This is a genomic window from Thiohalorhabdus sp. Cl-TMA (genome assembly GCF_041821045.1).
Taxonomy (GTDB): Bacteria; Pseudomonadota; Gammaproteobacteria; order Thiohalorhabdales; family Thiohalorhabdaceae; genus Thiohalorhabdus; species Thiohalorhabdus methylotropha.
This window is the reverse complement of sequence record NZ_JBGUAW010000006.1, coordinates 25,904-48,333: the sequence shown is the minus strand read 5'-3', so window position 1 is coordinate 48,333 and position 22,430 is coordinate 25,904. Positions and strand designations below refer to the sequence as shown.

Below are 22,430 nucleotides of genomic sequence, written 5' to 3'. Positions count from 1 at the left end.
ATTAGTAAATGCTTAAAAAAGAAAATTGATTGTGGCGGAGCGCTTTTGCAAAGCCCCTGCCGGGATCTGCAATGTGGAAGCCAAGGCCCTGATCATCGGCACATGCAGCGAGCGAGGTCGCCGTATCCATGCGCCCCCATTACCTGAACAAGCTGTTCGCACCGGAATCCGTGGCCGTCTATGGCGCCAGCGAGAAAGGCGGCTCCGTGGGCGGGCAGGTGCTGCACAACCTGCTGGAGGGGGGCTTCTCCGGGGCCCTCTACGCAGTCAACCCCAAATACGAGGCGGTGATGGGCCAGCCCTGCTACGCGCGGCTGGCGGATATCGGGCAGCGGGTGGACATGGCGGTGGTGGCCACGCCCGCGGAGACCGTGCCCGGCATCGTCCGGGAATGCGGAGAGACCGGTGTGGAAGTGGCGGTGATCATGTCCGCCGGCTTCGGCGAGGCCGGGGGCAGGGGACGCCGGCTGGAGCGCGAGATCCAGGAGTACGCGCGCTACTACGGAATGCGGGTGCTGGGCCCCAACTGCCTGGGTGTCATCCGGCCGGGCCACGGCCTGAACGCCACTTTCAGCAACAACAGCGCCGAGCCCGGGAATCTCGCCCTGGTGTCCCAATCCGGGGCCCTGTGCACGGCGATCCTGGACTGGGCGCGTCCCCACCAAGTGGGCTTCTCCGCCATGGTCTCCCTGGGCGACGCCGCCGACGTGGATTTCGGCGACGTCCTGGACTACCTCGCCCTGGACCCCCGTACTTCCAGCATCCTGCTGTACGTGGAAGGCATCCACAACGCGCGCCGGTTCATGAGCGGCCTGCGCATCGCGGCGCGCATGAAGCCGGTGATCGTGGTGAAGGCCGGGCGCCATTCCGAGGGCTCCCGGGCCGCCATGTCCCATACCGGGGCCCTGGTGGGCGGCGACGACGTGTTCGAGGCCGCCCTGGGCCGGGCGGGCGCGGTCCGGGCCCGGAGCATCGATCAGCTCTTTGCCGCTGCTCAGATGCTGGCGGAGCGGCCCAAGGTGGCCGGCGACCGGTTGGGGATCATCACCAACGCCGGAGGACCGGGCGTGCTGGCCACGGATCGGGCCATCGACGTGGGCGTCTCGGTACCCCGGCTCGCCGAGCCGACCCTGGAGCGGCTCAATCAGCGCCTGCCGGCGCACTGGTCCGGGGGCAATCCCCTGGACATCCTTGGCGACGCCAGCCCGGAGCGCTACGGCGAGGCCCTGTCCGCCTGTTTAACCGATCCCAATCTGGACGGCGTGCTGGCCATGCTCACGCCGCAGGCCATGACCCGTCCGCTGGAGGCCGCCGAGGCGGTGATCGAGGCCCGGCAGGGTAGCGATAAGCCGGTGCTGGCCTGCTGGATGGGCGAGGAGCAGGTGGCGCCCGCCTGGAGCCGGTTCCTGGAGGCGCAGGTACCCTATTTTGGCAGCCCGGAGGCGGCGGTGGAGGCCTTCTCCTACCTGGCCACCCATCGCCGCAACCAGGAAATGCTCATGCAGGTGCCGGGTCCGCGCTCCTACCGCAGCGAGCCGGACGTGGAGGGCGCGCGCCTGATCATCGAGGGCGCACTGGCGGAGCACCGCAAGGTGCTCACGGAGATGGAGTCCAAGGCGGTGCTCACGGCCTTCGGCGTTCCTGTGCTGCCGTCCATGGAGGTGACCTCCGCCAATCAGGCCCTGGTGGTGGCCGAGTCCATCGGCTTCCCGGTGGCCATGAAGATCAACTCCCCGGACATAACCCACAAGTCCGACGTGGGGGGCGTCCGGCTGAATATCGCCAATGCCCAGGCGGTGCGCCATGCCTACAACGATCTCATGGACAAAGTGCGCCAGGAGCGTCCGGAGGCGCGCCTGCACGGCGTGGTCCTGGAGCGCATGTACACCCAGGCCCATGGCCGGGAGCTGCTGGTGGGCGTGCTCCGGGACGCCGTGTTCGGTCCGGTGGTGAGCTTCGGTGCCGGCGGAACGGCGGTGGAGATCATGCGCGACCGGGCCGTCGCGCTGCCGCCCCTGAACAGCTTCCTTGCCGGGCGGCTGGTGGGGGAGACCCGGATTTCCCGATTGCTGGACTCCTATCGCAATATGCCCGCAGTGGACCGAACGGCACTGGAGAACGTCCTGCTGCGCGTCTCGGAGCTGGTATGCGAGCTGCCGCATATCCAGGAGCTGGATATCAACCCGCTCATGGCCGATCCCGGCGGCGCTTGGGCGCTGGACGCCCGGATCCGCGTGGAAGCGCCAGCGCCGACCCTGGAGCCCTACGGGCACATGGCGGTCCATCCCTATCCTTCCGAGCTAGGGGGGCACTTCCAATTGGTGGACGGCACGGAGATCTCGATTCGGCCCATTCGTCCCGAGGACGCGGAGATCGAGCAGGAGTTCGTCCGCAACCTCTCGGAGGAGTCCAAGTACTTCCGGTTCATGCGTACCCTGCACGAGCTGACCCAGGAGATGCTGGTACGCTTCACGCAGATCGACTACGACCGGGAGATGGCGTTCATCGCCGTTACCGAGCGCGAGGGGCGGGAGGTGGAGCTGGGCGTGGCCCGCTACACCATAAACCCGGACGGCGAAAGCTGCGAGCTGGCCATCGTGGTGGCGGACGAGTGGCGGCGTCTGGGCCTGGGGACCCGCCTCGGCCGGATCCTCATGGAGTCCGCCAAGGACCGCGGCCTGCAGGTCATGGAAGGGGAGATGCTCTCTAACAATTCCGAGATGCGGGCGCTGGCCGAGCGCCTGGGCTTCACCATCCGACCCAGTGACCAGGACCCGGGGATCCTGGTGATGCGCAAGGAGCTGTGAGCGGGCGAGCCTCCCCTGGTGGCCCGGGCCGGGATCGTGATGCGCGCTTGCGGAAGGGGGAAGGCAGGGTAAGGCCCCGGCCCGGGCCACCCGGGGAGGCCCGCCTCGGGCCTCCCCGGCCGGAAGGGCTTAAAGCCCGCCGAACTGCAGCCGGTCGGCCACCTTGTCCAGGCTGGCTTGGGCACACTCGGCGTCGATGTCGCCGCCCGGGGCCCCGCTCACCGCCACCGCGCCCACCAGGGAGCCCTGGCTCTCGATGGGGAGGCCGCCCGCCATGGTGAGTACCTCTTCCAGATGGTTCAGGTCGCTGGCGATGTCGGAGCGGTTCCGGTCCAGCTGGGCGCTGGAAGCCCCCGAGAGGATGACGGCGCCGGCCTTTTGGCGGGCGATGTCGATGGTCATGCGCGGGGCGTAGACGTCGCGGAGCATGGCCTGCATGTCGCCGCCGCGGTCCAGGACCACCGCGGAGACCTGGTAGCCCTTCTTCCGGCAGGCCTTCACGGCGCCCTCCGCGATGTCCTGCGCCAGCTCCATGGACATCCGTTTCACGTTCACCAAGTCGGCCGCCTGGACGCCGGTGGTGCCGGCGGAAAGAGTGAAGGCGGCGACCATTCCGGTTAATGCGCTCTTCCAGCGGTTGCTTCCTTGCATGGCGTTCCTCCTAGGGGTGGGTTGGGGTTGCTCCCGCAGGGGTTGAACGGGGGGCTGGGCCCATCCAACAATCGGGATCTATATTCGCTATCTCTGCCCGCGGAGCGGGCCGGGACATCCTTTGGAGGGCAGCAAGCATGGCCGAGGTAACCTTTCAGGGCGTTCCCATACATACCAACGGCGACCTTCCCGCGGAGGGTGCCCAGGCTCCGGGATTCATCCTCGCGGACCAGGAGCTCAACGACCGCACGCTGGAGGAGCTCCGAGGCAAGAAAAAGCTCCTGAATATCGTGCCCAGTCTGGACACCCCCGTGTGCGCCCAGTCCACCCGCCGCTTCAACGAATACGCGCGGAACCACGCGGACACGGTGACGCTGATCATATCCGCGGACCTGCCCTTCGCCCAGCAGCGATTCGTCCAGGACGAGGGGCTGTCCAGCGTCCTCCCGCTGTCCATGATGCGGGATAAGCAGTTCGCGCGCGACTACGGCGTGCTGATCGAGGACGGTCCCCTCGCCGGACTGACCGCCCGCGCGGTGGTGGTGCTCGATGAGAACGACCGGGTGATCTATCGTCAGCTCGTAAAGGAGATCGCCGAAGAGCCGGGCTACGAGGACGCGCTGGCGGCCCTCGGCTGAACGGGTGCGCTATTGTCCGCGGCCGGAACGGGCCGTCCCCATGGGGGAACCCCGAAGTCAAAGGGGCATCCTACCCTGGTAGGGTCCGATAGCCCCATGGAGGATCGGATATGAGTCAATCCCACGGCCACAGGCCGGATATGGAAAAGGCGCGCAGGGACCCCGTATCGGTGTTCGCCTCGCCGGAAGCGGTGCGGGATCATCCCACCCTGAGTCGGGCGGAGAAGTTGGAGCTGCTGCGCCGCTGGGAATACGACGCCCGCGAACTGGAGATCGCCGAGGAGGAAGGCATGGGCGGCGGCGAGCCGGATATCCTGGACCGGATCGAGGCGGCCCTGCTGGCCCTGTCCGAGGAGGACCGGCCCCATCCGGCCAGCGGCAATTAGGGGGTCAGGGCGCGCCCACCACCAGAGCACCCCGCTCGCGGGCCGGCAGCAGGCCGGCGGGAATCCGGAACCGGCAGCGGTCGCCCGGTTCCACGCCGTGCCGTCGGAACCAGCCCCGGTTGGCTTCCAGGGCGAATCGGGCGGCCCCGCGGGAGCGGTAGTGGCGGTCCTCCCGCAGGGGCGCCATGGCTTCGATGTTGAGGATTCGGCCCCGGTCGTCCAGAAAGGCCACCGAAAGGGGCAGGGGGGTATTCTTCATCCAGAAGGTCCGGGATCCGGATCGCCGCCAGACGAACAGCATGCCGCTATCCGCCCCCAGGTGCTCCCGGCCCATCAGGCCCCGCCTGTGCGCCTCGGGCGTGGCCGCCACCTCCGCGTGCAGCCGGGCATCGCCGACCGCCACCGTTACCGTGGGCGCTGCGGCGGCTTCCGGGGCCGCACCGCCGGCAATCAGGAGGGGGAGCAGGCAGAGGCGCAGCGCCCGGCGCATCATCCCCCGCCGCCTCCGGCCGCTGCCTCTTCGACAAGGTCTTCCTTGAGGGCCCGGATGCGCCGGTAGGAACGCTGAATCCGCTCCTCGCTAACCCGCCCCTGTTCCACCAGCTCGCGGATGATCCGGTGCGCGCGCTCGGTGATGCGCGGCTGGTAGACCAGATTGTTGCCGAACAGCAGTATATCCGCGTCCGCCCGCAGGGCGCGCCGGATCACCGTCCGCAGCTCGTAGTGCTTGCGGATGGCGCCCATCTGCAGGTCGTCGAGGATCACCACGCCCTCGTAGCCGAGCTTCTCCCGGAGCAGTCCGTGAACGGTGCGGCGGGACAGGGAGGCGGGCCAATCCGGGTCCAGCTCGCGGTTCACCAGGTGCCCCACCATCACCGTATCCGCCAGCCCGGCGTCTATGAGGCGCCGGTACGGCGCCAGCTCCACCGGCTCCCAGGTGGCGGTTATATCCACCAGCCCCTTGTGCGTGTCGCCGCGCGAGCTGCCGTGGCCGGGGAAATGCTTGAGGGAGGTGCGCACGCCGGCCGCCCTGTGCGCCCGGACCACCTGGCCGGCATTCCGGGAGACCGGCCCCGGGCGCGCGCCGAAGCTCCGGTCCAAGCCCGCTATGATGGGGCTCGCGGGGTTGCGTGCCAGGTCCACCACCGGAGCCAGATTGAGGTTGAAGCCCAGCCCGGCCAGTTGGCGCGCGGTTCCAAGAGCCGCACGCCGGGTGGCGTCGGGTCCCCGCTCGGCGAGCGCGGCCGGGGAGGGGGCCACGGAGAATCCCCGCTCCGGCGAGAGCCGGTTGACCTTCCCTCCTTCTTGGTCGACGGCGATCAGCAGCGGATAGTCCGCCGATGCCTGGAGCCGCCCGGTGAGCCGGCGGACCTGTTCGGGGCCGCGAATATTGCGCTCGTCCGACTCCAGGGCCACATCCCGGTCGAACAGGATGACCCCGCCGATATGCTGTTCACGGATCGCCCGGCGGACGGGATGGTCAGGACCCGGCTGCATGCCCCGAAAGCCCACCATCAGCATCTGGCCGATCTGGAAATCCAGGCCCGGATGGGGCGGTATCTCCCCGGAACGGACCGCCAGCGGCTGAATCAGGAGCGTCAGCAGAACGAGGGCGGCATGAATACGCCGCGCGGGAGCTCCGTGGCCGGCCATGGAGCTTATCGGCCCAGGAATTCCGCAAACCCGGCCAGGAAGCCCCGGAGGCGCTCGCGGTAATCGGGGTCCATCAGGGTGCCGGATTCATCGAAGGCCTGCCGCGCCTGGGACAGATAGAAGGCGCCACCGAACCAGGGGCGCATCCCCAGGTTCTGGATGACCGGGAGCCAGGCCGTCTGGGCGTAGCGGGTACCCGTGGGACCCGGTGTCGCGCCCACCAGGGCAACGGGCCGTCCGTGAAAAACGCGGGGCTGATCCGCCTGCGGCCGGGACAGCCAGTCCACGGCGTTCTTCAGCGGACCGGGCAGGGAATGGTTGTACTCTGGCGTGGCGAGCAGCAGGCCGTCGCATTCGGCGATTCGGTCCTTGAGGGCCGTCACCACGTCCGGAACGCCCTCCCGCTCCACATCGCCGTCGAAGAGGGGGATGCCGTGCAGGGTGGCGATCTCCAGGCGAACGCCGTCCGGGGCCAGGGATTCGGCGGCGTGCAGCAGGGCGGTATTGAAGGAGCCGCGACGCAGGCTGCCGGAGATTCCTAGAAGGGTGGCCATGGGCTTGCCGTCCGTTGCTGCTCAGTTGGAGGAGTGGTCGTCGCCGTTGCGCCCGTCGCCCGGCTGCTGGACCTGGCCTTGGGCTTCCAGGGCGAGGTTGTTTCGAAGGGTATGGGTATAGGAGCGGGCCTTTCTGAGGTAGCGGTCGGTTATCTCCGAATCTCCCTGGCCGAGCTCGGCCAACCGATCCGCCGTTTCCCGCAGGACCTCGTCCAGCTCATGCAGGGTCGCCATTTCCACCTCCGGTGGCGTCTGAATTACCCGCAGATTGGCGCATTGCGCCCTCGGCTTCAAGCCGCAGGAGCAGTCGGCTGTGCCGGACCAGGTCCGGAACCCCCTGGCAGAGGGGCCCGGGCAGGTGGTCCGGTGCATACCAGTCCGCCGCGAGGGCATCATCGCTGGCTTCCGGGGTGCCCGAGCGGTAGAGGAGGTGGACGGCGATCAGGGCGTAATGGTGCCGCAGGATGCCCGATTCGTCCCGGTCCAGGACATCCAGCGCACTGAAGGCCTCGCGGGGCTCGCCCACGATTCCCGTCTCCTCCCGGAGCTCCCGGCGGGCGGCCTCGAGGAGTGTCTCCCCCCATTCCAGCCGGCCGCCCGGAAATCCCCAGTGCCCGGCCTGGGGTGGATTGCGGCGCTTCACGAGCAGAACCCGGGGACCGTTCCAGACCACCGCCAGAACGCCGGGCCGGGGCTGCGGAGCCTCCGCCTCCCGACCTTGCTGACCTTCTCCCATGATTCCTCCGAACGACTGAAGGACGACCGGATCCGGGCGGGCCGTGACGAGCGCCGCTGGACACGGCTACACTCTGGGCCCGAAAGGCGGATTCCCAAGGCGCGCGCTCCGCGAGCCCGCAACCCGGAGACCCCGGATGACCGATGCCCAGAAGTGGCTGATCCTGGCCGGAACCGTGGCCGTAGGCTGGCTGCTCTACCTGCTGGCCCCTATCCTAACGCCATTCCTGGTGGCGGCGCTCCTCGCCTATCTCGGCGACCCCCTGGTGGACCGGATCGAGGCGCGGGGAACGGCGCGTACGGTGGCGGTGGGTATCGTGTTCATGATTCTGGTGGCCGGCCTGCTGGCGCTGGTGCTGCTGTTGATCCCCTTGCTGGACCATCAGGTGCGCTCCCTGATCCGGCAGCTCCCCGATTACATCGCCTGGGTGCAGAATGCCCTGCTGCCGTTCCTGGCCACCAATCTTGGGCTGGAGCCGGACGGCTCCACCCTGGAAGCCCTCAAGCAATCCGTTCAGGAGAACTGGCAGGAAGCGGGCGGCATCGCCGCGGGCCTGGTTTCCTCCATTTCCCGCTCCGGACTGGCCCTGGTGGGCTGGATGGCGAACCTGCTGCTGATCCCGGTGGTGACCTTCTACCTGCTGCGCGACTGGGACCATCTGGTGGCCGGGGTGCGGGACCTGTTCCCGCGTCCCTACGTGGAAACGGTCTCCAAGCTGGCCCGGGAGTCGGACGAGGTGCTTGCCGGGTTCCTGCGCGGCCAGTTCCTCGTCATGCTGGGCCTGGGCGGGGTCTATGCCGTCGGCCTCTGGCTGGCCGGGCTGAATCTGGCCTTCCTGGTGGGACTGGTGGCCGGCCTTGTGAGCTTCGTGCCGTATCTGGGCTTCATCCTGGGCATGCTCATGGCCGGGATCGCCATGATCGTCCAGACCGGCTCGCCGCTGGACCTGTTGCTGGTGCTCGCCGTATTCACGGCGGGGCAGGTGCTCGAAAGCGTCCTGTTCCAGCCGCTCCTGGTGGGCGACCGGATCGGCCTCCACCCGGTGGCGGTGATCTTCGCGGTCCTGGCGGGCGGTCAGCTGTTCGGCTTCGTCGGCGTCCTGCTCGGCCTGCCCGCGGCGGCCGTGATCGCCGTTTTCGTACGCCATGCCCATGAGCGGTATCTGGAGAGCCAGCTCTATCATCAGGGAGCGGAGGAGGAATGAGCGGTATCGAGCCGTCCGCGCTGTTCCTGGGTGCCGACGTGGGGACCTCCGGGGTCCGGGTGTGCGCCTTGACCGAGACCGGAGCGCCGTTCGCGCAGGAAGAAGCGACCCTGCCCGCCGGGTACCGCTCCGGCAGCGGGCACGAGCAGGACCCGGAGAGCTGGTGGGAGGCACTGGTTGCGGCCATCTCGAAGCTGGCCGCCGCCCTGCCTGAGGTGCCGGTCCGGGGGCTGGCCTTGGACTCCACCTCCGGGACCCTGCTGCTCGCCGATGCACGGGGCGCTCCGTTGGGGCCGGCGCTGATGTACGATGACCGGCGAAGCCGGGGGGAGGCGGAGCGCATTGCCCGGAATGCGCCGGCCGATAGCGGCGCCCACGGCGCGAGCAGCAGTCTGGCGAAATTGCTGTACCGGGCCGGCCGGGGGGAGACGGCACAGGCCGCCCACGCCTTGCACGCCGCCGACTGGCTGACCGGATGCCTTCTCGGGCGGTACGGGGTAAGCGACGAGAACAATGCCCTCAAGCTGGGGTACGACCCGGTGCGCCGGACTTGGCCGGACTGGGTGCACGGGCTGGTGGATTCCGGGCTTCTGCCCGAGGTGGTGCCGCCGGGAGCCCGGGTGGGTGAGCTATCCGCGGACGCCGCGCGGCGATTGGGACTGCCGGGAGGTATTCCGGTCATGGCGGGCACCACCGACAGCGTTGCCGGCTTCCTGGCCACCGGTGCCGGAGGGCCCGGCGAAGCGGTGACCTCCCTGGGCTCCACCCTGGCGCTCAAGGTGGTGGGGGAGCATCCGGTGTTCGCACCGGAGTACGGGGTGTACAGCCACCGCCTCGGCGAGCGCTGGCTGCCGGGCGGGGCCTCCAACAGCGGCGGGGCCGTGCTTCGCCGGTTCTTCAGCGACGCGGAGCTGACCGAGCTCACGCCATATCTGCACCCGGAACGACCCACCGGGCTTGATTACCTGCCCCTTCCCGGTCCGGGAGAACGGTTCCCGGACAACGACCCGGATCTGGAGCCGCGGCTGGAGCCGAGGCCGGCGGAGCGGGCCGAGCTCCTGCAGGGCCTGCTGGAGGGCATCGCCGCCATTGAGGCGCGCGGTTATCGCCGACTGGCGGAGCTGGGGGCTCCAAATCCCGACTCCGTGCGCACGGTGGGCGGCGGGGCCCGGAATCCGGCGTGGACCCGCATCCGCGGCGATCTTCTGGGGGTGCCCATGCTGGGAGCCGGGGATGCGGAGGCGGCCTGCGGCACGGCCCGGCTGGCGGCGGGACGCCTGGAATAAGGATTCCGTGGGGAATCGGGGCCGGACTCCGGATCCTCGCACGGGTACGACGATACGGTTCATGCCCCGGATCGCCGTGGAAGGGCCCCAGGCGGGTGCCTGACGGGAAGGGGCTACCCGGAAGCGGAATCGAGGAACTGCAGCACCCGGCGAATACCGGGAACCCCTTCCTCCAGCATCAGATCCACCGGCCTCCGTTCCTCCAGGCCGGCCTCGGGCGTGACCATCCAGGTATAGACACGCGGGTCGTCCGCGGGATAGTGATCCGCCAGCTGCTGATGGATGGCGAGCAGGGCGCTGGCCCTGCCCAGAATCTCCGGCTCTTCGGGTAGTGGCTCCCCTTTGCGGAACCGGTCCAACTGTTTCTTATCCCGCCGGGACAGCCCCAGGAGGCCCGTCTGCTCGGCGTCCTCCAGGCCCCAGCGCTTGAACAGGGTGGTGACATTGTAGGCCAGGTAGGTCCGCTCCGTGGGCTCGGTGGTCGGCGAGCCGGACATACATCGTCCCTCCTCGGTGCAAATGGCGATACCGTATCACTCGTGCTCCCCGCGCGGGCATCCGTTCCGATCCCGTCCCGGCTCCGGGGGAATGGGCCCTGAAAAAACCGTATGAAATGTATTTCACTTTATCCGCCCGGAGATTGCGGAGGGGCTCGGCCGCCTCGGAACGCCCGACTTCCAGGGGCTTGGATGTCCCGGCCAGGGTATAGTCCCGGAAAAAAGCGGACCAACGGTTTTTGATGCTCGGGTCAGCGCGTTCGGGCGAGGGCCGGATACGATTGAAGGCGAAGACCGCCGGCTGGGGGCGCCGGTGCTAGGGGGAGGCCGGGGCGGACAGCTCCTGCAGGAATCCGTCCATGGCGGAAACGGACTCGGCCAGATTCTGCTCCGCGCTGCGTCCGGACCGCTTGCGCGGGGCGAGGTCGTGGTTGCCATCCTCCGCCCAGTGAAGGCGCATGGTCGGGGAAAGGGGGTAGCCGGCAACCTCTTCGGCATTGCCGAAGGGGTCCCGCGTGCCCTGGACGATGAGCGCGGGCGTCGCCAGCTCCCGCAGGTGGTCGATGCGGAGGCGGTCCGGCTTGCCGGGGGGATGAAAGGGATAACCGAGGCAGACCAGTCCCGGAACGCCGGATTCCTCCGCCACGAGGCTCGCCATGCGCCCCCCCATGGACTTGCCGCCGATGACCAGGCCTTGCGGGCCGAGGTCGGCAATCACCGCCCGCCAGGTGTCGAGCAGCACCGGTTGGCGGTCGGGGGGGCGCTTCTTGCCGTCCTCCCGCCGGCGCACCATGTAGGGAAACTCGAAACGGGCCACCCGCCAGGAGCGGGCGGCGAGGGCCTCGGCCACCTCCTCCATGAACGGGGAGTCCATGGGCGCGCCCGCGCCGTGGGCGAGGGCGATGGTGAGGGCGGCGTCCTCGGGGCCGTTGAAAAGGTAGTCCATGGCGCGTTCGTTACCGGCAGGGGAGCTTAGCCGCCGATGTGCGACATCTCCACCTTGGGAAGGTGGGCGGTCTCTTCGGTGCGCAGCTCCGAGTAGCGGTCCGCTCGGAGGGACCAGAGGCCGCTCAGGAATTCGGAGATCTCCGCATCGGAAGCGCCGCCGCGCAGGAGGGCGCGGAAGTCGTGTCCGCGCGATCCGAACAGGCAGGTGTACAGCTCCCCCTGAGCGGACAGGCGGGCGCGGGTGCAGGAGCCGCAGAACGGCTCGGTTACCGAGGAGATGATGCCCACCTCGCCGGCGCCGTCCCTGTAGCGATAGCGGCTCGCCACCTCGCCGGGATAGTTGGGGTCCAGGGGCTCGATGGGCCATTCCGCGTCCAGGGTATCGCGGATCTGGGCGGCGGTTACCACGTCGTCCATGCGCCAGCCGTTGCTGTTGCCCACGTCCATGAACTCGATGAAGCGCAGGATGTGGCCCGTTCCGCGGAAGTGGCGGGCCATGGGGAGGATCTGCTCCTCGTTCATGCCGCGCTTGACCACCATGTTGACCTTGATGGGACCCAGCCCGGCGGCGGAGGCGGCGTCGATACCCTCCAGCACCCGATCCACGGGATAGCCCACATCGTTGATCTGCCGGAAGACCTCATCCTCGATGGCGTCCAGGCTCACCGTGATGCGGCTCAGGCCCGCCTCCCGCAGCGCCTCGGCCTTGCCGGGGAGCAGGGTGGCGTTGGTGGTGAGGGTGATGTCCTCGATTCCTTCCACCGCCGCGACCATGGCCACGAAATGCTCGATGTCGTGCCGCACCAGGGGCTCGCCGCCGGTGATCCGGAGCTTGCTAACGCCGTGCTCGGTGAAAATCCGGGTAAGCCGGGTGATCTCCTCGAAGGAGAGGATCTCGTCCCGCGGCAGAAAGGCGTGCCCCGAGCCGAACAGCTCCTTGGGCATGCAGTAGACGCAGCGGAAGTTGCAGCGGTCGGTGACCGAGATGCGCAGATCCCGGAGCGGTCGATTCAGCGTGTCGCGGATACTCATGGCAGATGGGTCCCGTCGCCGGCCCCGGGCGCCTGGGAATCCCGGGCCGGGCGTAATTCCTGAGAGGGAAGCTCAGTCATTTGAGCCGATTATAACCCTAGTCCAGGCGGATAACGGCGTCAAACCACCCCAATGGGTAGGCAGTGGCGGACCGATGCGGGTTCCCCTTTGCCGGCCTATCCGTGGAGGCCGCGCCCGGCGGAAGGCCTAAGCCTGGACGCCGCCGGAAAATCCTTAACTTTCATTGGTCTGGAAGAAGAAAAGGGCTTGTGCACCCGTTTGTCGTTGGCAGAAGACGCGGGAAAGATTCGCGTAAGCCCAGGATGCGCAAGGGATTCAGGCTTGTCCCGGGTCCTGAAGCGGTGGCGCCCCGGTGCGCCGCGTCGGTAAAAGGAGACGCCGCGGCGAACGGGAAGAAGGATTTCCTGAGAAAACAGAAGGCATAACGCGCTGGCCCGGTGTTTGCTTAATCGGGGGTACCGACGTTCCACTTCTTGTTACCGGAGGCCTGACTATGTGGAGCTCCCTCTCCCATAATGCGATATCCCAGATCGAATCCTTCCGCACCATGGCGTCGATGGGGCTCTCTTCCTTCTTCCTGTTCGCGGCCTTGGCCATGGGCGGTATGGCGCTTTTCGAGATGCTACGCGGTTTATACGGCCTCCTGGCGGCGGCCATGCACAGCGGGGAATCCGTGAGCGGATTCATCCAGGGCCTCAATACCGCCGTCATAGCCATGGCTGCCTATGATCGGGCCACCTCCTGGCGCAACCCCCTCGTGGACAATAGAGGATAGCGGCGCTCAGCAGCGCATTGTCCTTCGGGCAGCGGGGCTGCCACGCCGTAAAAGGAAGCCCGCTCCCGGGACGCCGCGCTACCTGCTCCATACCGGCTCTCCGGCGGACTCGGCGGCGAAGGCCCGGCGTCCTCGTGGGAAGGGCCGGTGAAGCCGGGCGGCGGCAGGCCCCCGGGCACCGGAGCTAGAAATAGCGCCGCATCTGGCTCACCACCACACCCTGGATTCGGACCCGTTCCGGAGCGTATTCCTGCGGCGCGTGATCGGCATTGGCGGGATGCAGAACCACCTTGTCCGGGCGTTGCTCGATGCGCTTCAGCGTGGCCTCCTCGCCGTCTATGAGGGCCACCACCAGCTCGCCGTTGTCGGCGCGGTCCCGCTCCTCGACCACGACCCAGTCGCCGTCGAAGATCCCCTCGTCGATCATGGAGTCGCCATCCACCTCGAGGACGTAGCAAGGCTGGTCGCGCCGGAGCTGGGTGGGCACCTCGAGGGTTTCCGGCTGGGGGAGGGCGGCGATGGGCTGTCCGGCGGCGATCCGGCCCAGGAGGGGCAGCTCGTCGTCCCGCTCGTGCGTAGTCTCGGCGAGCCGCACACCCCGTTTCTTGCCGTCCATGGGCTCCACCAGGCCCGCGTCCACCAGGGCCTGCACGTGCCGGTGCAGCGATCCCCGGGAGCGCATGCCGAGTCCCCGGGCCAGCTCGTCCAGGGTGGGGGGCGGCTCGTCCGCGTGGGCCAGGAGGTATTCGTGGATCTCGCGTTGGCGTCGCGTCAGCGGCGTGTCCATGGCGCTTGTCCCTGAATGGGTTTTGGGGCTAGTATCGCATACGGAGAACATAACGAGAACACCCCCGTGCCCGAAACCATTCCGCCCCCGGCTGCCACTGACGATGACCCGGTCCGCGCCCTCGCCGAACGGCTGAAGGCCAAGTACGGCGGCCGGATCACGGGGCAGCGCGTCCTCCCGGCCCGGGAAGGGAGCTACGCCCCGTTCCCGGAGGAGCTCGACGGGCGGGTGCGCGCCGCCCTGGAGGCGCGCGGCGTTACCGCCCTCTACAGCCACCAGCGTGCCGCATGGGACCGGGTCCGGGCTGGCGGACATGCCGTGGTGGTCACGCCCACGGCCTCCGGCAAGACTCTGTGCTACAACCTCCCCGTCCTGCACGATGTGCTCGGCACGGGCGCCAAGGCCCTCTACCTCTTCCCCACCAAAGCGCTCTCCCAGGATCAGGTGGCCGAGCTCGCGGAGCTCAACGAAGCCGGGGACCTGGGCGTGCGGGCCCATACCTTCGACGGCGACACGCCCGGGGACGCCCGCAAGGCCGTACGCAGCCGCGGCGACATCGTGGTCTCCAACCCAGATATGCTGCACCAGGGGGTCCTGCCGCATCACACCAAGTGGGCGCAGTTCTTCGAGTCGCTGCGCTACGTGGTCATCGACGAGACGCACACCTACCGCGGCGTATTCGGTTCGCACATGGCCAACGTGATTCGCCGCTTGCGGCGGGTCTGCCGGTTCTACGGCGCCGATCCCGTGTTCATCCTCTCCTCCGCCACCATCGCCAACCCGGCGGAGCTGGCGGAACAGCTGGTGGGGGAGCCGGTATCCGCCATCACCGAAAGTGGCGCGCCGGCCGGAGAGAAGCACCTGCTGCTGTGGAATCCGCCGGTGGTGAACCCCGATCTGGGCCTGCGCGCCTCGGCGCGCTCCCAGGTGACCCGGATCGTGCGCACCGCCATGCGCACGGGCCTGAAGAGCATCCTGTTCGCCCGCTCCCGGCTCATGGTGGAGGTGCTCACCAAGTACCTGAAGGATGTATTCGATACCGACCCGCGCCAGCCGCAGCGTGTCGCCGCCTACCGGGGCGGTTACCTGCCCACGGAGCGCCGGGCCACGGAGAAGCGTCTGCGCGAGGGCGACCTGGGCTGCGTGGTGGCCACCTCGGCCCTGGAGCTGGGGGTGGACATCGGCGCCCTCGACGTCTGCGTGCTCAACGGCTACCCGGGGACCATCGCCGGGACCCTGCAGCGCCTCGGCCGGGCGGGCCGGCGAAGCCGTGCCGCGCTGGGGGTGGTGGTGGCCTCCAGCCTGCCGTTGGATCAGTACGTGGTCCGCAATCCGGACTTCTTCTTCGGCGGCTCGCCGGAGCACGCCCGAATAGACCCCGACCAGCTCCTGATCCTGCTCGATCACGTGCGGTGCGCCGCCTTCGAGCTGCCCTTCCGGGAAGGGGAGTCCTTCGGCGGGGAGGACCTGGAGGCTCTCCTGGACTATCTGGAAGAGGAGGGGCTGCTGCACCGGGAAGGGGAGCGCTGGCACTGGACCGCCGACAGCTACCCGGCCAATGCCGTCAGCCTGCGCTCCATCGCCGAGGGCAACTTCGTGGTGGTGGATATCACGGACGGCGGTCGGACCATTGTCGCCGAGGTGGACTACGCCAGCGCCCCAATGACCATCTACGAGGGCGCCATCTACATGATCCAGGCCCAGCCCTACCAGGTGGAGCAGCTGGACTGGGAGGGTCGCAAGGCGTACGTGCGCGCCACGCGGGCCGACTACTACACCGACGCCATCGACTACATCCGCCTGAAGATCCTGGATGCATTCGAGCGGGCGGGGCAGGGCAGTGGCGAGGCCGCCAACGGCGAGGTCCACCTGGTGCGGCGCATCGCCGGCTACAAAAAGATCCGCTACTACACCCACGAGAACGTGGGCTTCGGTGACATCAGTCTCCCGGATCAGGAAATGCACACTACCGCCGTCTGGTGGCAGCTTCCCGGCGGTGGGCTGGAGGCGGCCTTCGGCAGCCGCCAGGAGGCTCTGGACGGCTTTCTGGGCGCGGCCTACGCCGTGCACCACGTGGCGGCGCTGCGTGCCATGTGTGAGCCCGGCGATCTGGGCCGGGCCGTGGGCGACGGCGACGCCGAGTGGTTCGCCATCGTGGGTGCGGCCGGCCGCGGCCAGATCAAGCATTTCGATGGCAGCGACGGCGACCCGGAAGCCCAGGGCCGCTTCGTGCCCGCCCTGTTCCTCTACGACAACTACCCCGGCGGCGTGGGCCTGTCCGCGCCCCTGTTCGACCAGCGTCAGGCGGTGGTGACCCAGGCCCGCGAGCTGGTGGCCGCCTGCGACTGCGCCTACGGCTGCCCCGCCTGCGTAGGGCCGATACTGGCCTCCGACGCCGAGCGCGGCTTCTCGCCCAAGGGGGCGGCGGCGCGGGTGCTTGAGCTGCTGGGAGGCGCGGAATGAGCTGCTTCAAGGCCCATCTCGCTCCAATCGCCGGCCCCGGATGACTTTATCCTATCTATTGGGTATGGGGCATATTTCGATATTATGTTCTATATCCGATAATTCAAAGTTATGCGTTATCTCGCATAAGGCGGGCGGGAGTGGGACCGATGGCCGATCTCGTGCGGACGCCGGAGCAGCTCGGAAGTGTGGTACGCCGGGCCCGCAAGAAGCAGGGGCTGACCCAGGCAGCTCTCGGGAAGGTGGCGGGGGTGCGTCAGGAGACGATCTCCATCATTGAGACGGGCAATCCCGCGGCCAAGCTGGAAACGCTCCTGGCCGTCTTCGTCGCTCTGGATCTCGACCTCCGCATCGATCCGCGGTCCAAGGGCGGGGGCGTGGATCTCGAGGAGATCTTCTGATGCCGCGTCGGCCTCGGTACGAGCCGCTGCGAGTCCTCCTGAACAATCGCCCAGTCGGGCATCTCACCAAGCGCCCGGGCGGGGAGATCCGTTTTGGGTATGACCCCGCTTGGCTGGAATGGAAGTACGCCTTCCCGGTCTCGCTCTCCCTCCCACTGCGCGAGGATCCTTATCGGGGGGAGCCCGTCTCCGCGGTGTTCGACAACCTGCTCCCGGATGCCCAGGTCCTGCGGCACCGGGTCGCGGAGCGGGTGGGGGCCGCCGGGACCGATGCCTATAGCCTTCTTGCCGCCATCGGCCGCGATTGTGTCGGTGCCCTGCAATTCGCCCCGGGAGAGGAGAGGGAGGCGGTCGGCCCGGATTCCACCATGATCCATGGCGAGGCGGTCGACGGGGAGGCCATCGAGCGGCTTCTCCAGGGGCTCGCCCAGGCCCCTCTGGGGCTTGGCCGCGAGGACCCGTTCCGCATTTCGGTGGCCGGGGCCCAGGAAAAGACCGCGTTACTGTGGGACGGCGGGCAATGGCTGCGGCCGCACGGTACAACCCCGACCACGCACATCCTCAAGCCCCAGATCGGGACCCTGCCCTACGGCATGGACCTATCGAACAGTGTCGAGAATGAATTCTATTGCCTGAAGATGGCCGAGGCATTCGGACTGCCGGTGAACCACGCGGAAATCCGGACCTTCGGTAGCACGAAGGCCCTGGTGGTCGAGCGTTTCGACCGGCAGTGGACACGGGATGGCCGGTTGCTACGGGTCCCGCAGGAGGATTGCTGCCAGGCCCTGTCGGTCCCGCCGACACGCAAGTACCAGAACGAAGGCGGGCCGGGCTTGGTGGATGTGCTGGGCCTGCTGCGGGGAAGCGATCAGCCGCACGCAGATCAGGCCACGGTCCTCAAGGCGCAGACCCTGTTCTGGCTGCTGGGGGCAACCGATGGCCATGCCAAGAATTTCAGTGTGTTTCTTGCTCCGGGGGGCAGTTATCGCCTGACCCCGCTCTATGATGTGGTAAGCGTCCAGCCAAGCCTGGAATCGGGCCAGATCCAGCCCGAGCACATGCGTCTGGCCATGTCCGTGGGAGCCCGTCGTCACTACAAGGTCCATGAGGTCCTCGGCAGGCATTTCGCCCAATCCGGCCAAGAGGCGGGGCTGCCGGAAAGGCTCGTACACGATGCCCTTGAGGAGATGGCGGGCAGGGCTCGGGAAGCGGTGGAAAGGGTCGAGGCCGAGCTGCCGGCCGGTTTCCCCGAAGAAATCCATGAATCCGTGAAACGGGGAATGTTGGATCGAATCCGCAGGCTGGAGCGGGAATAGGCACCGATATGGCGAAGGGGGCTGAGAAAATGCGGGATCCTTGGGAGGAGCTGGTAGCCGCCTATCCATTGGAGGCACGGGCACGGGAGCAAGGGCCGGGCCGTCTGGGAGGCTCTGAATGAGCCGCCTCAAGGGCCGCCTCGCCGACCTGCGGCGCCAGACCGGCCAGCGGCCGGATGCGCCGGCGCCGGAATCGCGCCCCGCGCCCGCCGGCCCCAGCCTGGCCGAGCGGGTGCAGCGCGCCGGCGGTGCCCGCCGCCCGCCCCGGGAGAACCTGGGTCCGGAGGAACTGGCCGAGCGCATCGGCGCCGAGCCCCTGGCCGAGGGCGTGCTGGTGCGCGACCGCCGCCTGTCCCTGGCCGAAGGCTCCGAAGGGGCGGCGCTAGGCGGCGCGGCCGGTGTGCCGGAAGCGCTCCCCGAGGCCACCGGTTGGGATCCGGGGCGTGCCGTCTTTCTGGACACGGAAACCACCGGCCTCGCCGGCGGCAGCGGCACCGTGGCCTTCCTGGTGGGGCTGGCCCGCATCGAGGGGGACGCCCTGGTCCAGCGCCAGCTCCTGCTCACCCACTTCGGTGGCGAGGCCGCCCTGCTCGCGGCGGTGGCGGACTGGCTGGGGGAGGGCGATTACCTGGTTACCTTCAACGGCAAGCGTTTCGACGTGCCGCTGCTGACCACCCGCTGCCTGCTCGCCGGCCGTGCCGACCCCCTGGCCGGGCGGTCCCACCTGGACCTGCTCTACCCCTTCCGCCGCTTGTTCGGCCGGCGATTCCCCGACTGCCGCCTGGCCACCGCCGAGCAGCGCCTGCTCGGCGTCACCCGCCCCGACGACCTCCCCGGCGCCGAGGCGCCCCAGGCCTGGTTCGACTTCCTCCACGCCGGCGATGCCGGCCGTCTGCCCGCGGTGGTGCAGCACAACGAGCGCGACCTGCTGGCCCTGGCCGCCCTGGTTCCGGTGTTGGACCGCATCCATGCCGAGCCCGGCGCATGGGGCGCCGACGTCCTGGCCGCCGCCCGGGGCCACCTCCAGCGCGGCGCGGAGGAGCAGGCCTTCGCGCTGCTGGCCGCCCAACGCGACGCTTTGGACGGCGAAGGCCTGCGCGAGCTGGCCCGGCTGCACCGGCGCCGCGAAGAGTGGCCATTGGCCCTGGCCCTCTGGGAGGAGCTGGCCGCCCGGGGCTGCCGCGATTCCCGGGAGCGGCTGGCCAAGTACTGGGAGCACATTGCCCGTGACATGGAAAAGGCCCTGGCCTGGGCGGCGCCCCTGGCGGGAACCCCGGAGGGGGATCGCCGCTTGGCACGGTTGCGGGAGAAAGGAGCGGTAGACCGTGATTTGCAAGGGGAGAAAAGGCTCGGCGGCTAGGCTGCGCGGCTGTGGCAATCAGGGCCTTACCCAGAGCATGCCATCCACGATGGCAACCAACGGCGAGTCGGGGTCTGCTGTCAGCAGCCCCCCGACCACGATCCCCGTCCCCCCGGTTCCTGTCTAAAGCTACGCCACTTTCCTGAAAAGCCCTGCCAACGGACATCATCTTCCGCCCATTCCCCTTTCTGCCGTGCGTTCTTGTTGTGAGTCTCGAGATCTCCTGTCTCCCAGCGTGGACAAGCGTAGCCCTTCGGCCGGATACGGCCCTCCAGAGCAAAGCCCGAAAATTTTTCTGGGTTGCCCCCGATACTCAAGAAAAGTAGTTTTCGGTCAAGCAATTGCGCGTTGCTCCCGAAGCATTCCGATAGGGAGTAAGGACAGCAGGATCGTGTCGGGACGAGAAGCGAGGCGAGGAAGGCTCGGCGGCTCTCGAATCCGGGGAGCAGGCGGCTTCCAATACCATCAGCAGTGGCGTAGGTAAGTGCAATGGCAAAGGCGGGTTGGCAGCGCATTAAGAATCGAAATGGCTGGGGTCTGGTCCTGGTTGCGGGAGCCATGCTCCATCTACTGAGCGGCTGCTCCGGAGGAGGCTCCGGGGGATCGGAGGATAATGATCCTTCGCAGACGGACAACGGCGCCCCCACCGCCGAAACCGCCAGTCTGACCACGGCCCGCGGCCTGGAGGCCACCGTCTCCCTGACCGCCAGCGACCCGGAAAACGACACCCTCACCTACGCGGTGAGCGCCGCCCCCGACCACGGCTCGGCGGACATCGCCGGCGATGGCACGCTGACCTATACCCCGGACGCCGGATTCCTCGGCGATGACGCCCTCACCTACCGGGTCACCGACGGTAACGGCAACGAGGCCACGGCCGAGGTCACCGTCGCCGTGCCCGGCCTCAACGACACTGGCATCACGGCCTGCGGCGACTACGCCTACGGCAATACCGGCAATCATGACAACCATGTAGATTGCGATGACACTGCCGAGGCCACGCAGACCGAATCCGGCACCGATGCGGAAGGCGATCCGGTCCCCGCCGGCCAGGACGCGGTCTACGGCCGCGACGCCGCCGAGCGCAACGGTACCCTGACTAAGGAGGGCGGCGGCAGCGCCGGCTTCGACTTCACCAAGATCGGTTCCAACGGCAACGCCCTGGACGCCAATGCCACCGACTGGACCTGCGTGCGCGACAACGTTACCGGCCTGATGTGGGAGGGGAAGACCGATGACGGCGGCCTGCGGGACAAGGACCACACCTACACCTGGTACAGCCCCGACGGCGATACCAACGGCGGCAGCGCCGGCACCCAGGACGGCGGCACCTGCGCCGGGGGCATCGACTGCGACACCGAGAGCTACGTGGCTGAAGTCAACAACGCCGCCCTGTGCGGCCACAGCGACTGGCGCATGCCCACCCCGGCCGAGCTGGCCTCCATCGTCGACAACAGCACCATTGGCCCGGCCGTGGACACCGGCTATTTCCCCCATACCGCTGCTTCAAATTACTGGTCGGCCTCGCCGTACGCCGGGAATTCGAGCTATGCGTGGGACGTCTACTTCTTCTCTGGCTTGGTCGGCAACAATTTTAAGGGCGATGCCAACGGTGTTCGCCTCGTGCGCGGCGGACAGTGATGGGCTTTTGGGAGCCGGGAAGAAGGCGATGAAGCCCAAACCGAATAGGAACCTGGAGTAATCCCCATGCGCGCAACCTTGATCCGGCAATCCGTGGTCGCGGTGCTGGCCCTGGCCCTGGCCGGGCCCGCGGGCGCCCAGACCTGCAATGACAGCATCCCCAAGACCGCCCCGGACAGCCGCTACATTACGGACAACGGCACCGACGGCACGGTGACCGACAAGAGCACCGGCCTCACTTGGAAGCGCTGCTCCGAGGGCGAGACCTGGGACGGCTCCACCTGCACCGGCAGCGCGGCCACCTACACCTGGCAGGAGGCCCTGCAGCGGGCGCAGAATGTTAATGAGGGCACCGCGGGCGACAGCCTCGGCCACAGCGACTGGCGCCTGCCCAACAAGAACGAGCTGGCCTCTCTGGTGGAGCGGGCCTGCCATTCACCGGCCGTCAACGCCACCATCTTTCCCAACACGGGCGCTTCGTGGTACTGGTCGGCCTCGCCTTACGCCGACTTTTCGAGCCGCGCGTGGAAGGTCGACTTCGATGATGGCGTCGTCAAATTCAGCGATAAGGACGATGCCTACCGCGTTCGCCTCGTGCGCGGCGGACAGTGATTGGGCCTTTTGGGGCTGGTCCAGGGGCGGGAAGCCCGGCTGGCTGGCGAAGGCCGGGGCGGGATGGGCATGGGTCAGCCCTGCTCGCGGGTATGCCAGGCCCGGATGACCATGGGCCGGTCGCCCTCCAGCCGGTGGCGCAGTACGTACGCGCCGGCCCCGAACGCGGCAAACGCCTCGCCCCGCCCGCTGATCCATTCACCGGCAGCACCGCTAGAACGGGACCGCCGAAGAGGTTCTGAAACGCTGGACGGCCTCCCCTTTTCGCGGCCTTTCCCGTTGCAGGGGTTCCGACCGGGGCCACCTCCAGAGCGGGGTGGAGGAGTGGGCTTATGCGCTGCTGGCGTGGTTGCGTGGAAGGTGGACGGACAGGTTGACCCTACTGGAAGGGAGTTGGATAGATACCCCTATCTTTGTGTATGGAAGGGTGTGATGGTCATGCGGACCAGTATCGAGCTGGATGAGGAGCTGTTAGAGGCGGCGTTCCGCTACGCCCCGGTGAAAACCAAGCGGGAGCTGGTGGATCTGGCGCTGCGGGAGCTCCTGGAGCACCATCGCCGCAAGGATCTGCGGGAGCTACGCGGACAGGGGGGTATCGCTCCGGACTATGACCACAAGGCCCTGCGCGAGCGCGGGGGCTCTGCGTGATCCTGGTGGATACT

23 protein-coding genes are annotated in these 22,430 nt (G+C 68.1%); 13 read left to right on the top strand and 10 right to left on the bottom strand.

The genetic code is table 11. The features are described 5' to 3' along the window. Positions 1-128 precede the first annotated feature (128 nt). Positions 129-2,807 (top strand): bifunctional acetate--CoA ligase family protein/GNAT family N-acetyltransferase, encoded by a 2,679-nt coding sequence (locus ACERLL_RS09495; protein ID WP_373655845.1) that lies wholly within the window; start codon positions 129-131, stop codon positions 2,805-2,807. 129 nt (positions 2,808-2,936) lie between these two features. Here the strand turns inward: ACERLL_RS09495 and ACERLL_RS09490 are convergent, their stop codons facing one another. Then, positions 2,937-3,458 carry a GlcG/HbpS family heme-binding protein gene (locus tag ACERLL_RS09490; protein WP_373655844.1) on the bottom strand — a complete coding sequence of 174 codons (522 nt, stop codon included), beginning with the start codon at positions 3,456-3,458 and terminating at the stop codon, positions 2,937-2,939. A 137-nt stretch (positions 3,459-3,595) separates the two neighbouring features. On the opposite strand from ACERLL_RS09490, the gene tpx reads away from it, so the two are divergent. Together tpx and ACERLL_RS09480 are read left to right on the top strand one after the other, a co-directional pair. Continuing rightward, complete coding sequence (gene tpx, locus ACERLL_RS09485; RefSeq protein ID WP_373655843.1) at positions 3,596-4,096, top strand: thiol peroxidase; 501 nt, start codon at positions 3,596-3,598, stop codon at positions 4,094-4,096. A 110-nt stretch (positions 4,097-4,206) separates the two neighbouring features. Then, on the top strand, positions 4,207-4,482 hold the full coding sequence (locus tag ACERLL_RS09480) for a hypothetical protein (protein WP_373655842.1): 276 nt from the start codon (positions 4,207-4,209) through the stop codon (positions 4,480-4,482). Between the two features lie 4 nt (positions 4,483-4,486). Here the strand turns inward: ACERLL_RS09480 and ACERLL_RS09475 are convergent, their stop codons facing one another. From ACERLL_RS09475 to ACERLL_RS09455, 5 genes are read right to left on the bottom strand one after another with little or no spacing between them, the layout of a single operon-like run. Continuing rightward, entirely contained in the window at positions 4,487-4,975 is a 489-nt protein-coding gene (locus ACERLL_RS09475; protein ID WP_373655841.1) for a DUF192 domain-containing protein, read from the bottom strand. Further along, on the bottom strand, positions 4,972-6,135 hold the full coding sequence (locus ACERLL_RS09470) for a glycoside hydrolase family 3 protein (protein ID WP_373655840.1): 1,164 nt from the start codon (positions 6,133-6,135) through the stop codon (positions 4,972-4,974). The genes ACERLL_RS09475 and ACERLL_RS09470 overlap by 4 nt, the downstream gene beginning before the upstream one ends. A 5-nt stretch (positions 6,136-6,140) precedes the next feature. Continuing rightward, entirely contained in the window at positions 6,141-6,689 is a 549-nt protein-coding gene (locus ACERLL_RS09465; protein ID WP_373655839.1) for an NADPH-dependent FMN reductase, read from the bottom strand. A 21-nt stretch (positions 6,690-6,710) separates the two neighbouring features. Further along, positions 6,711-6,923, bottom strand: coding sequence for a hypothetical protein (locus ACERLL_RS09460; RefSeq protein WP_373655838.1), 213 nt, complete (start codon positions 6,921-6,923; stop codon positions 6,711-6,713). Next, complete coding sequence (locus ACERLL_RS09455; RefSeq protein WP_373655837.1) at positions 6,907-7,425, bottom strand: NUDIX hydrolase; 519 nt, start codon at positions 7,423-7,425, stop codon at positions 6,907-6,909. The genes ACERLL_RS09460 and ACERLL_RS09455 overlap by 17 nt, the downstream gene beginning before the upstream one ends. 136 nt (positions 7,426-7,561) lie before the next feature. Here ACERLL_RS09455 and ACERLL_RS09450 point away from each other — a divergent pair, with 136 nt between their 5' ends. Further along, on the top strand, positions 7,562-8,629 hold the full coding sequence (locus tag ACERLL_RS09450; RefSeq protein WP_373655836.1) for an AI-2E family transporter: 1,068 nt from the start codon (positions 7,562-7,564) through the stop codon (positions 8,627-8,629). Next, a complete protein-coding gene (locus ACERLL_RS09445; RefSeq protein ID WP_373655835.1) occupies positions 8,626-9,915 on the top strand; it encodes an FGGY-family carbohydrate kinase in 1,290 nt (429 codons plus the stop codon). The genes ACERLL_RS09450 and ACERLL_RS09445 overlap by 4 nt, the downstream gene beginning before the upstream one ends. A gap of 113 nt (positions 9,916-10,028) precedes the next feature. On the opposite strand, the gene ACERLL_RS09440 is transcribed toward ACERLL_RS09445, so the two are convergent. The 3 genes from ACERLL_RS09440 to moaA form a co-directional block, all read right to left on the bottom strand. After that, positions 10,029-10,412, bottom strand: coding sequence for an antitoxin Xre/MbcA/ParS toxin-binding domain-containing protein (locus ACERLL_RS09440; protein ID WP_373655834.1), 384 nt, complete (start codon positions 10,410-10,412; stop codon positions 10,029-10,031). A 316-nt stretch (positions 10,413-10,728) separates the two neighbouring features. Then, positions 10,729-11,358 carry an alpha/beta family hydrolase gene (locus ACERLL_RS09435; protein WP_373655833.1) on the bottom strand — a complete coding sequence of 210 codons (630 nt, stop codon included), beginning with the start codon at positions 11,356-11,358 and terminating at the stop codon, positions 10,729-10,731. Positions 11,359-11,384: 26 nt separating this feature from the next. Next, positions 11,385-12,392 (bottom strand): GTP 3',8-cyclase MoaA, encoded by a 1,008-nt coding sequence (moaA, locus tag ACERLL_RS09430; protein WP_373655832.1) that lies wholly within the window; start codon positions 12,390-12,392, stop codon positions 11,385-11,387. Between the two features lie 514 nt (positions 12,393-12,906). Between moaA and ACERLL_RS09425 the strand changes: the two genes are divergently transcribed. After that, positions 12,907-13,188, top strand: a complete 282-nt coding sequence (locus tag ACERLL_RS09425; protein WP_373655831.1) for a hypothetical protein — start codon at positions 12,907-12,909, stop codon at positions 13,186-13,188. Positions 13,189-13,372: 184 nt separating this feature from the next. Here ACERLL_RS09425 and lexA read toward each other — a convergent pair whose 3' ends face one another. Continuing rightward, on the bottom strand, positions 13,373-13,975 hold the full coding sequence (gene lexA / locus ACERLL_RS09420; RefSeq protein ID WP_373655830.1) for a transcriptional repressor LexA: 603 nt from the start codon (positions 13,973-13,975) through the stop codon (positions 13,373-13,375). A 15-nt stretch (positions 13,976-13,990) separates the two neighbouring features. Here lexA and ACERLL_RS09415 point away from each other — a divergent pair, with 15 nt between their 5' ends. The 7 genes from ACERLL_RS09415 to ACERLL_RS09385 all read left to right on the top strand — a co-directional run bounded on the left by ACERLL_RS09415 (position 13,991) and on the right by ACERLL_RS09385 (position 22,416). Continuing rightward, the gene (locus tag ACERLL_RS09415; protein ID WP_373655829.1) at positions 13,991-16,438 is read left to right on the top strand and encodes a DEAD/DEAH box helicase; all 2,448 of its coding nucleotides are present in this window, start codon (positions 13,991-13,993) and stop codon (positions 16,436-16,438) included. A gap of 149 nt (positions 16,439-16,587) precedes the next feature. Next, on the top strand, positions 16,588-16,839 hold the full coding sequence (locus ACERLL_RS09410; protein WP_373655828.1) for a helix-turn-helix transcriptional regulator: 252 nt from the start codon (positions 16,588-16,590) through the stop codon (positions 16,837-16,839). Continuing rightward, complete coding sequence (locus ACERLL_RS09405; RefSeq protein WP_373655827.1) at positions 16,839-18,155, top strand: type II toxin-antitoxin system HipA family toxin; 1,317 nt, start codon at positions 16,839-16,841, stop codon at positions 18,153-18,155. Before ACERLL_RS09410 ends, ACERLL_RS09405 begins: the two co-directional genes overlap by 1 nt. Before the next feature lie 118 nt (positions 18,156-18,273). Further along, positions 18,274-19,515 carry a ribonuclease H-like domain-containing protein gene (locus ACERLL_RS09400; protein ID WP_373655826.1) on the top strand — a complete coding sequence of 414 codons (1,242 nt, stop codon included), beginning with the start codon at positions 18,274-18,276 and terminating at the stop codon, positions 19,513-19,515. A 489-nt stretch (positions 19,516-20,004) separates the two neighbouring features. Next, positions 20,005-21,156, top strand: coding sequence for an Lcl domain-containing protein (locus ACERLL_RS09395; RefSeq protein WP_373655825.1), 1,152 nt, complete (start codon positions 20,005-20,007; stop codon positions 21,154-21,156). Positions 21,157-21,222: 66 nt separating this feature from the next. Further along, a complete protein-coding gene (locus tag ACERLL_RS09390) occupies positions 21,223-21,768 on the top strand; it encodes an Lcl C-terminal domain-containing protein (protein ID WP_373655824.1) in 546 nt (181 codons plus the stop codon). Positions 21,769-22,206: 438 nt separating this feature from the next. Beyond that, positions 22,207-22,416 (top strand): type II toxin-antitoxin system VapB family antitoxin, encoded by a 210-nt coding sequence (locus ACERLL_RS09385; RefSeq protein WP_373655823.1) that lies wholly within the window; start codon positions 22,207-22,209, stop codon positions 22,414-22,416. The last annotated feature ends 14 nt before the right edge of the window (positions 22,417-22,430 follow it).